This is a genomic window from Bacilli bacterium (assembly GCA_035326105.1).
In the GTDB taxonomy this organism is placed as follows: Bacteria; Bacillota_I; Bacilli_A; order RFN20; family CAG-826; genus UBA7706.
Window position 1 is genome coordinate 713,368 of sequence record DAOKYO010000002.1, and the last position, 10,947, is coordinate 724,314.

Below are 10,947 nucleotides of genomic sequence, written 5' to 3' on the forward strand. Positions count from 1 at the left end.
AGAGATATTGATATTTTTATAGGCTTGTGTTATTGTAGCAACAAGCCTTTTTTTCAGTAAAAAAATCCCGTATTGTTTTTTGGCTTTATTAATTTTACTAATTTGAGTGGAGCCTCTTTGAGGAGCCTTTGGGCACATCTGAATTCTCGATGAGAAAACTCCCTAAATGTGCTGCCGTTCGTGGCAGTTTCCTCGGCCCCTAATCGGGCCTTTTTTATAAAAAAAGTGGTGTTGCCACCACTTATGAATAATCAGAACATTCCTCCGGGTGGGATTTTTCCTCCCTTTTGGTAATTTTTCATCATCTTCATCATCTCTTTGCTCTGCTCCCATTTCTTAATTACCCGATTAATATCCGCACTGGTTTTACCCGCTCCCTTGGCAATCCTCACTTTACGGGAATTACGAAGAATATCCGGGTGGGCTCGCTCTTCCGGCGTCATTGAATTGATAATAGTTTCCATATTCTTCATTTCTTTTTCCGCCGTCGCCTGTTGTTCGGGCGAAATCTTAGGCATCCCGGGAATTAATTTTAAAATTCCCCCTAAAGAGCCCAGTTTATTTAACTGCTTCAGTTGAGCCAGCATATCGTTAAGATCAAATTCGCCTTTCATCATTCGATTGGCGGTCTTTTTAGCTTCCTTCTCGTCAATCTTCTTTTGCGCCTGTTCAATAAGAGTGACGACATCGCCCATTCCCAAAATGCGATCAACCATCCGTTCAGGGTGGAAGGCCTCTAAATCATCGATTTTTTCGCCCGTACCAATAAACTTTACCGGTACTCCGGTTAATTTTCGAATGCTAAGAGCGGCACCTCCGCGAGCATCACCATCAAGTTTGCTCATAATAACGCCGGTTACTCCCACTTTTTCATAAAAGGCAAGCGCGGTGTTGACCGCATCTTGTCCGCTCATGGCATCTACCAAAAGGAGAATTTCATCCGGATGGGTGCGATTTTTGATTTCTTTAAGTTCATCCATGAGTTGATCATCAATATGGAGCCGACCGGCCGTGTCGATAATCACCGCATCGTATTTTTCTTCTTTGGCCTTTTCTAAAGCTTTTATCGCGATATCTTCCGGCTTGACTTTGTCACCAAGAGTAAAAAACGGCAGTTGATTGTCACCGGCAATGGTCCGTAACTGATCGATAGCCGCCGGACGATATATATCCGCGGCAACAAGAAGCGGATTTTTCTTATCGTCCGTTCGCATGTATTTGGCGATTTTTCCGGCGGTGGTGGTTTTACCTGTTCCCTGAAGACCTACGAGCATAACGACGGAAGGATGACTTTTATAGCTGAAGCCACTTACATCCTCACCGAAAAGAGCTATCAATTCTTCCCGGACGATTTTTACCACCGTCTGCGATGGATTAAGTTCTTCGAGTACCTTCGCTCCTAAGGCTTTCTCCTTAATTGAAGCGATAAACTCACGAACCACTTTAAAATTAACATCCGCTTCCAAAAGAGCCATTTGAATCTCTTTCAGCATCGCGTCCATATTGCTTTCAGTAAGCCGTGATTGTCCTTTCAACGACTTAATAATTCCCTTTAAACGATCACTTAAATTATCAAAGGCCATGATTAATTATCCTCTCAATCTGTTCAATAACGCTTTCTTCAACCCCATTTTCCTTTATTTTTTTTAATAGTAAGGCCACTTCTGCTTTTTCTTTTAAAATATGCAGTTGGTCCTCATAATATGCGAGTTTTTTGCCGCCTTTTCGTATCGCATCGCTCACGGCGGTTCGGCTGGAGGAACGATTTTCCGCAATCTCGCTTAATGACAGGTTGTACTCAAAATAATCAACCATAATCTCGCGCTGCGCGGGTGATAAAAGAGTTCCGTAAATATCAAGCAGGCGATTAATATAAATTGTCTCCTCTAGTGATGCCATATGATTCCTTTATATTAAAAAATTAAAAATATAGTTTATGACAAGCAAAAATATAAAATTAGTAACGAAATAACGATGAAAAGCCGGATTCTTCAGTCGTCCCCCGGGAGCATGCCGGAAGTTTATCATGGCAAAGAAAAAAGCAATGGCTAAAGAGGACGCGATCAAAACAATGTAAAGCGGCGCTCCTACCAGGCCCATGATAATAGTTACCACCGCATTGATGCCGATAACTATCGCTAAAGAAATTAAAAAAGAAACTATCATTGAGTATCATCTCCTAAACATAGACCATATAAATATTGGTCTAAATCAAATTCGGTTAAATCGTCCATTCCTTCCCCGAGACCGATGAAACGAACGGGAATTCCGAGTTCATCCCGGATGGCTAAAATAATACCACCTTTTGCCGTACCGTCCATCTTTGTGATTACAATACCCGTAATTCCGGTGGCTTCGGCGAATGCTTTCGCCTGAATTACGCCGTTTTGACCGGTTGTGGCGTCAATCACAAGAAATACCTCCGATGGTTCGCTCGGCATCTCCTTACTGATCACGCGGCGCATTTTGCTTAACTCCGCCATCAGGTTGGCTTTTGTTTGAAGACGGCCGGCGGTATCGACTATCAGCAAATCAATTTTTTCTTTTTGCGCAGCCATCACCGCATCGTAGACAACGCTTGCCGGATCAACTCCATCTTTACCGGTGACAATCGGCAAATGAAGGCGGTCGGCCCACACCTTAAGTTGTTCGATCGCTCCCGCGCGAAACGTATCCGCCGCCGCCAGCATCACTTTTTTACCTTGTGCCTGGTAACGATGAGCCAGTTTAGCAATCGTCGTCGTTTTGCCGACTCCGTTTACTCCCACCATCATCAAAACCTTTGTTTCGTTCAGGGCAAATTCAATCTCATTGACAATCGATCCTCCCGTTTGGACATAACTGATAAACATCTTGTCGACGATGAGTTCATTTATTGTCCGGGGATCACTTATTTTTTCCTTTTGAGCTTCTTGCCGTGTCGCCTCAATGATTGAGAACGTAAGTTTGGTTCCCACATCGGCTTCGATTAATATCTCTGCCAATTCATCAAAATATGCATCGTTGATATTTTTGTAACGGCCGGCCAAACTTTTTAAGCGGTCACCAAACCCCGAGCGTGATTTTTGCATTCCGACAACATACTTTCGCGCATCGTTCTTTTGTTTTTTTCCGTCAAATTTACTTTTTAAAAAATTAAATAATCCCATGTTATACCCTAGCCATCTTTTTCAAGGCATCACAGGCGGCTTCCTGTTCGGCCGCCTTTTTGGTTGTCCCTTTTCCCCGTCCTAAAATTGTGTCGCTATAGATGACTTCCACCGAGTAAACAGGCGCATGCGAAGGGCCTTCAACCTTAGCTTCATATTTTATTGCCTGCCGATGTTCGGCCTGCATCGCCTCTTGAAGAGCCGACTTATAATCGCGGACTTTACCGACGTCAAAGTGCACGACTTCGTTGACAAATTTATCTTCCAAATAGTCATGAGCCACGGCAAATCCCTGATCGAGATATATCGCTCCGGTGAAGGCCTCGAAAACATCCTCAAGAATGTGATCGGTAACCGTACCGTTCAATGAATTTCCCAACACGATATATTGATCGAGATAAAGTCTTTTTGCGTGCTTTGCCAATGCCTGCGTATTAACTAATTGCGAACGCATTTTGCTCATCAGGCCCTGGCTCAAATCGCCTCTTCTTGTGAAGGCGAGTTCAGCTACGACAAGACCGATAACGGCATCCCCAATAAATTCCAAACGCTCATAGTCATGGTGGCGGATGTTCCGATCGCCATTTTTAGAGGGATGAGTCAAAGCCAATTCATAATTTTCTAAGTTGTGAGGGGTAATTTTCAGGTGCTCAAGTAAAGTCTTAACGTCCTTCATTACGGATTCCCTCTTTCAACTGCTCGACAATTTTCGCCGATGCCATCTTATAGGCGACTTCTAGTCCCCCGTTAAACCCAATCGCATCACTGTTGCCGTGCGCTTTAACCGCCACCATATTAATCCCCAGAAGCATTGCCCCTCCGGTTGATTTATAATCCATCGTTTGGCTCATTTCTTTAAAGCCTTTTCTCGATAATAAGTAGCCGATTTTACTGGCGAGCGATTTTTTAAAGGCTTTCTTAATCATTGAACTCATCATTTTGGCAATGCCTTCGGTTGCCTTTAAGAAAATATTCCCGGCAAAACCCCCGGTTACGATTACATCCGCACGACCGTCAAGTGCTTCTCGGGCCTCGACATTTCCCTTAAAGCCCGGAAAATCCATCTCCTTAAGTTTCCGGTGGGCTTCCTTAATCTCCGGCGTGCCTTTTTCGTCTTCTGAACCATTGCTTAAAAGATAGACCGCCGGCTCTTCCTTCTTAAAAACGGCCCGAGCATAGATACGTCCCATAAGCGCGAATTGAACCAACTGATCGGCCGTATTTTCGTTAGAAGCCCCTATGTCTAACACCGCGGCTTTCTGACCTTTAATTGCCGTCGGAAAAGGAGATACAATCGCCGCTCTTTCAACTCCCTCAATCAACTTTATCTTTAAAGTGGTTGCCGAAAGAAAGCCGCCCGTTGAGCCGGCGCTGACAATTGCATCCGCATCTTGTTTAAGCGCTTCATTTATCGCCACCATCATCGAAGAGTTTTTTGCTCTAAGAACTTCCATTGCTCCTGCCGTCATCAAAACGACATCGGGAGCGTTAATAATTTTTACTTTTCCAATCAGCGAACTCAATTCCGTTTCTTTTCCAACGCATATGAGTTCCACATCCGGATGGCTTTTTATAAACAGTTCAACCCCCTGACAGGTGGCAGAACTACCTAAATCAGAGCCCATCATATCCACGACTATTTTCATAAATTCACCTCGTGCCTTTCTATTTTACCATAGCCACAAAAAATGAAAAACCTTTAGACGTTAGTAAAAGTATTGCGAATAATTTCCGTTTGTGCGCGGGCGATTATTTTTGTATTTTCCCTGTCATCCGCGTTTAAGATTTGCTTGGCATCCTCATGGGCGGCTTCAATTATTTTAAAGTCTTGGACAAGGTTCAGATACGCAAAATCCGGGAGACCACTTTGGCGTGTTCCCTCCATTTGTCCCGGTCCCCGAAGCCGCAGGTCTTCCTCGGCAATTTTAAAGCCGTCGTTACTAGCTTCTAGCGCCTTCAAACGCTCGTCGTCCTGATTGCTGGCAACCAGGAGGCAAGTCGCTTTTTGTCCTCTTCTACCAATTCGCCCGCGCAATTGATGCAAACTTGCCAAGCCGAAGTTTTCGGGGGAATAAACTATCATTAAAGTCGCATTAGGAACATCAATTCCGACTTCAACAATGCTGGTGGCCACCAGTATATGAGATTTTTTTTGGCTAAAGGCAGCAAAGGATAGATTTTTTTCTTCATCGTTCATCTGTCCATGAACCATCACCACTTCATCACCGAACTCTTTCGCATATAGACGATATATTTCTTCGGTTGAATTTAATTCATCTTTTCCGGAAGCGTTTTCAATACGGGGGGCAATTACGAAAATCTGATTATCGTCAACTATGGCCCGATGAACTTGAACGAAGATATTCGGATCTGAATTATCCGTTATTTGAGTCACTATGTTTCTTTTGGCCCCGGGAAATTCCTTCAGTGTCGTTACATCCAGGTCGCCGTATATCGTCAATGACAAGGTCCTTGGGATTGGTGTCGCCGACATTAAGAGCAAATCGGTATGATCACCTTTACCGGCCAAAGACTGTCGTTGATTAACCCCAAATCGGTGTTGCTCATCAATGATGGCCAGGCCAAGCGAATGATAATTTACGCCTTCGGAAAAAAGCGCATGCGTTCCGACAACGACATCAACTTCCCCCGCTTCGATTCTCTTATGCTGCCGATTCTTCTCTTCAAGCGTAAGACTGCCAATTAATAAAGACACGCGGACGGCAAACGGAGCGAGAAGTTTTTGCAAGAAGTTATAGTGTTGGCGCGCCAGAATATCTGTAGGCACAAGCAACACCCCTTGGTCATGGCGAAGAAAGTTGGCATAAAGGGCAATCGCCGCCACCAAGGTCTTGCCGGTCCCCACATCGCCTTGAAGCAGTCGATACATAAGCGGTGTTTCATTCATGTCCAAAATTATTTCCCGAATTGCCTTCAGTTGATCACCCGTTAAATGATAGGGAAGTGCGGTCACTATCCGATTAACTTCCTTGAGGGGTATCGGCTGCTTATTGGTCTTAGCCAAAGCTTTGTTTTCTTCACGAATAAGCCCGGTTTTTAATGAAAACAACAGTGCTTCTTCATATTTTAAACGTCTCAGTCCTAATCTTATATCCTCGTGGGTCCGTGGAAAATGAATCCTTTTCAATGACTCTTCTTCACTAAAGAAGTGGTATTTTTCGGCAATTTGGGCCGGCAAATAATCATCAATATGGTGATTTATATGCGTAAAGCTCTTTTCCACCAAGCGAATAAATTCAAAATTAGATAGACTCATAGGCAGCGAGTAAACGGGGCGCAGACGATGATTATCATCCATTTCTCCGCGAACTATCGTCTGTAAATTAATTTCGTTTTTAAATTGATTAAAAGACCCAACTAAAGTGTAAATATCCCCCATTTTTATGGTTTTTAGCAGATAAGGTCGGTTGAAAGCCACTATTCGATAATAGTGTTTTTTCTCCGTTACAAAGGGAAAGGAAACGATTGTGATTCGGTCATGCCGGGCAAAAGTTGGAACTCCGGCTATCCGACCGACAAGCACCACGCGCTCTTTAGGTTTTAAATTCGTTTCCTCGGTGACAAAAAAACTATCATAGGCGCGGGGCAAATGATAGATCACATCGTAAAAGGACTCGATGCCCATCTTGGTTAATGCTTCTTTAATCCGATCGCTGCTAGTTAATTTATCCATATGTAAATTATATGTTTTATTACCCGATCACTCAATTATAAAAAAGAAAAAGGGAGAATCATCTCCCTAATTATTATTCGACACCAACAATAAAATAATAGACCGGTTGTCCGCCCGTTTCGACGGCAAACTCGACATCGGGATTTTCGGATTCCAGTCGAGAAATCAATTGCTCTTTATCCTTATCTTTTACGTCCTCGCCCACGATAATTGTGACGATGGATGAAAGATCGTCTATCATACCTTTTACCAGATTATAAGTCGCATCGATAAGATTGCGGCCACAGAGGACTATCTTCTTATCCTGGATACCCATAAAATCGTTTTTACGGACGCTTAAGCCGTCGATAGTCGTATCTTTGGTGGCATAGGTCACCAAGCCGGTTTTGACGGTTGTAAGCGCCGCGCTCATCTCGTGGAAGTTCTCTTCTGGCGAAACATCCGGATTGAAGTTCATCGCCGCCACCAAGCCCTGAGGAATCGTCTTGCTTGGAATAACCTTAGCAATCGATCCGCTATTTTCCTCCAAGACATCACATGCCTGAGCCGCCGCCATAATGATATTGCTATTATTGGGTAAAATATAGATATTTTTAGCTTTGACATTACGGATAGCTTCCATGAAATCCTCCGTTGACGGATTCATGGTCTGACCACCCTTAACCACATAATCGACGCGATATTGTTTAAAAAGTTCCTCCAGTCCATCCCCGGCCGCCACCGCAATAAGCGCGTACTCTTTCAATTCTTCCTTTTTCTCAACCTTGGAATGAGTTTTATGCAAGTTTAAACTGTCGTCTTGCTTAACCTTCGGATGTGCCTTGCCGCTCAGCTTTTCCGCTCCCTGTTCCAAATGATTATGCTGTTCACTCATGTTCTCAACTTTCAACGTAACAAATTCGCCGAATTGTTGGGCATATGAAAGAACATTTCCTGGGCTGAGCGTGTGGATATGAACCTTGACAATATCGTCATCGCGAACAATGACAATTGAATTTCCATGACTGTTCAAAACATTGCTGAAGCGTTTTTCAACAAAAGGCCGTTTGCTATCCTCCGGCCCTAAACGCATGATAAATTCAGTACAATATCCAAATTCATCTCCTTCGACCTTGGCTCCCGCCATCGCCGGAGCCTGTTTGGGGGCTTCTTCTACCGCAGTGGCCTGACTCTTTTGAATGATGTTGCCTAAAAGTCCCGACTGCATGCCTTCAAGAATGGTAACCAGTCCGGCACCACCGCTATCGACAACTCCGACCTCTTTTAAAATCGGAAGCAAATCGGGAGTTCTTTCTAATGAAGCCTTTGCCTCTTCAATAAGAAATTTCATGCATTTCTCGATTGACCAATCGTTATTGACGACATCCGCCAAGGCCTGCGCCGATTCACGAACCACCGTTAAAATTGTTCCTTCAACCGGGCGCATAACCGCTTTATATGCCACTTCTTTACCGCTAATCCAAGCCTCAGCAAAATCAACCGGGCGAATTGTTTTTTTGCCTTCAAGTGACTTTGCAAATCCCCGAAAAATTTGACTTGTAATGACTCCCGAGTTTCCCCGGGCCCCCATCAACAAGCCCTTGGAAAAAGCCTTTGCAATTTCAAATACGTCGACATCGTTGCGATTTGCAATTTCTTTCGCTCCGCTTGAGATGGTTAAATTCATATTCATTCCCGTGTCCCCGTCCGGAACCGGAAAAACATTTAAAGCATCAATCGCCGGGTAATTATTGTATAAATTATTGGCCCCGGAAATAATCATTTGTTTCAGTGTAGTACCATTGATTTCTTTCATAATTCCTCCGCCTACATTACCTTAATGCCTTGAATGTAAACGTTGATTGCAAAAAAGCGGATGTCAAAAGTTTGTTCAAGTACATACTTGACCCGCTTCTGTATTTCCGCAACAATCTCCGTAATTTTGACTCCATAAGCTAAGATAACATATATATCAACCACATACCCATCACGGGTGCGGCGGGCTTCAACGCCCTCGGTAAAGTTCTCCCTTTTTAAAAGCACATTAATATTATCGACCAGAGATTCATCTTTTTTGGTTAAACCAACTACGCCATAGCAACCAAGTGCGGCCTCCGCCGCTACCGAGGCAACTGCTTCAATTGATATGTTAATTCCTCCGTACGGAGTTAACTTATCTATCGCCATTTTGAAGAATCCTCCTCTAAATTTGCTATACAAATAGCAAATACTGTATGAATTATACTACATGTAGTATAAAAAACAAAGAATTAACTGTCATGTAGTAAACCATTGGTTAATATTGACGCTTTTGTCAATTAACGCTTCCGATCATCAAAAGAAAAATATTGATCCGAATTGGAAATAATGTGGTTTTCAAGCTTCTGATTCAAGACGGAAGAAATCTTATTTATGTCCTTTAAATAGCTTATGACAAATGAGCCTTCGCCTTTAGTGGCTATCACCAAATTGGCGGATCGCGGGTGAAAGGGAAAAATTGAAGGCAAAATAGAAATTGAAACCACCTCATTCAAATTAATCTTTTTGCTACGCTTAAAGAGCGAATAAATAGTTATTGTTTTATCTTGAAAAAGAAGCAAAACACGCGGAAGAAGAATGTATGAAAACAGCATCCATATAAACCAAACGAAAACAATTCCCATCAGAACTAACCACAGGGTCATTTCCGTAAAAACATCGGAACTAGATGAAATACTTATCAATCCCGTTACCAAAAAAAAGATAATAACTATAACTAACAATGCCAAGGAATATACTAATGCGCCTTTCCTCGACTTATATCCGATCAGTTCCATACGGTGATAGTATAACAAATAAAGACTAATAACGACTATAAATAAGTTTAAAAAAAGAGGCAAAAAGCCCCTAAAAAAGAAAAAGCCCGGCAGCTCGCTATTCTCTCATGCCAATGTGTCATGATACCTTCACCACTACGGTGCTTAACTTCTGTGTTCGAGATGGGAACAGGTGTGTCCACCGCGCCATCACCACCAGACTTTTTCTAGAGAGCACTTGTTCTCTGAAAACTGAATATTATTTCAACACGTTCTTCCGTATCAAACCCAAATTTTATCTTGTAAAACTCATAAATCTTACGATTTTAAGTCCTCGACCTATTAGTACCAGTCAACTGAATGCCTCGCAGCACTTACATTTCTGGCCTATCAACCTAGTCACTTTCTAGGGGTCTTACTCCTTGCGGATGGGAAGTCTCATCTTAAGGCTGGCTTCACGCTTAGATGCTTTCAGCGTTTATCCATTCCATAGGTAGCTACCCAGCTATGCCACTGGCGTGACAACTGATGTACCATTGCTATGTCCATTCCGGTCCTCTCGTACTAAGAACAGATCCTTTCAAACTTCCTACGCCCACGACAGATAGGGACCAAACTGTCTCACGACGTTTTGAACCCAGCTCGCGTACCACTTTAATTGGCGAACAGCCAAACCCTTGGAAGGTACTGCCCCTCCAGGATGTGATGAGCCGACATCGAGGTGCCAAACCGCGTCGTCGATGTGAACTCTTGGACGCGATCAGCCTGTTATCCCCAGGGTAGCTTTTATCCGTTGAGCGACGGCCTTTCCACACAGGACCGCCGGATCACTATGCCCGACTTTCGTCCCTGCTCGAGTTGTAACTCTCGCAGTCAAGCACCCTTATGCCATTGCACTCGAAGTATGATTTCCAACCATACTGAGGGTACCTTGGGGCGCCTCCGTTACATTTTGGGAGGCGACCGCCCCAGTCAAACTGCCCGCCTAACACTGTCCCCCGACCGGTTGCGGCCGTAGGTTAGAATATTCGTAATTCAAGAGTGGTATCCCAACGTTGACTCCACTCAGGCCACAGCCCGAGCTTCAAAGTCTCCCACCTATCCTGTGCATGAAATACGAATACTCAATATTAAGTTACAGTAAAGCTCCATGGGGTCTTTCCGTCTAGTCGCGGGTAACCTGCATCTTCACAGGTATTAAGATTTCACCGAGTCTGCTGTCGAGACAGCGCCCAAATTATTATACCATTCGTGCGCGTCAGAATTTACCTGACAAGGAATTTCGCTACCTTAGGACCGTTATAGTTACGGCCGCCGTTCACTGGGGCTT

General features: G+C 43.7%; 10 protein-coding genes and 2 rRNA genes. All 12 read right to left on the minus strand.

Features of this window, described 5'->3' with window-relative positions; genetic code table 11:
* Positions 1-251: 251 nt before the first annotated feature.
* A complete protein-coding gene (gene ffh / locus PKC96_07925) occupies positions 252-1,583 on the minus strand; it encodes a signal recognition particle protein (GenBank protein ID HMM01229.1) in 1,332 nt (443 codons plus the stop codon).
* Positions 1,573-1,899 carry a sigma factor-like helix-turn-helix DNA-binding protein gene (locus tag PKC96_07930; GenBank protein ID HMM01230.1) on the minus strand — a complete coding sequence of 109 codons (327 nt, stop codon included), beginning with the start codon at positions 1,897-1,899 and terminating at the stop codon, positions 1,573-1,575. The genes ffh and PKC96_07930 overlap by 11 nt, the downstream gene beginning before the upstream one ends.
* Positions 1,900-1,908: 9 nt before the next feature.
* Positions 1,909-2,166, minus strand: a complete 258-nt coding sequence (locus PKC96_07935; GenBank protein ID HMM01231.1) for a hypothetical protein — start codon at positions 2,164-2,166, stop codon at positions 1,909-1,911.
* On the minus strand, positions 2,163-3,149 hold the full coding sequence (ftsY, locus tag PKC96_07940) for a signal recognition particle-docking protein FtsY (protein HMM01232.1): 987 nt from the start codon (positions 3,147-3,149) through the stop codon (positions 2,163-2,165). The genes PKC96_07935 and ftsY overlap by 4 nt, the downstream gene beginning before the upstream one ends.
* Position 3,150: 1 nt before the next feature.
* On the minus strand, positions 3,151-3,825 hold the full coding sequence (gene rnc / locus PKC96_07945; protein HMM01233.1) for a ribonuclease III: 675 nt from the start codon (positions 3,823-3,825) through the stop codon (positions 3,151-3,153).
* Positions 3,812-4,795 (minus strand): phosphate acyltransferase PlsX, encoded by a 984-nt coding sequence (gene plsX / locus PKC96_07950; protein HMM01234.1) that lies wholly within the window; start codon positions 4,793-4,795, stop codon positions 3,812-3,814. Before plsX ends, rnc begins: the two co-directional genes overlap by 14 nt.
* A 53-nt stretch (positions 4,796-4,848) precedes the next feature.
* Positions 4,849-6,843, minus strand: a complete 1,995-nt coding sequence (locus PKC96_07955) for an ATP-dependent DNA helicase RecG (GenBank protein ID HMM01235.1) — start codon at positions 6,841-6,843, stop codon at positions 4,849-4,851.
* A 73-nt stretch (positions 6,844-6,916) separates the two neighbouring features.
* Positions 6,917-8,638, minus strand: a complete 1,722-nt coding sequence (locus tag PKC96_07960) for a DAK2 domain-containing protein (GenBank protein ID HMM01236.1) — start codon at positions 8,636-8,638, stop codon at positions 6,917-6,919.
* Positions 8,639-8,649: 11 nt separating this feature from the next.
* A complete protein-coding gene (locus tag PKC96_07965) occupies positions 8,650-9,009 on the minus strand; it encodes an Asp23/Gls24 family envelope stress response protein (GenBank protein HMM01237.1) in 360 nt (119 codons plus the stop codon).
* A 131-nt stretch (positions 9,010-9,140) separates the two neighbouring features.
* Positions 9,141-9,638, minus strand: coding sequence for a hypothetical protein (locus PKC96_07970; GenBank protein ID HMM01238.1), 498 nt, complete (start codon positions 9,636-9,638; stop codon positions 9,141-9,143).
* An 84-nt stretch (positions 9,639-9,722) separates the two neighbouring features.
* Positions 9,723-9,838 (minus strand): 5S ribosomal RNA (rrf, locus tag PKC96_07975).
* Between the two features lie 101 nt (positions 9,839-9,939).
* Positions 9,940-10,947: ribosomal RNA gene (locus tag PKC96_07980) — 23S ribosomal RNA — on the minus strand; the annotation flags it as partial.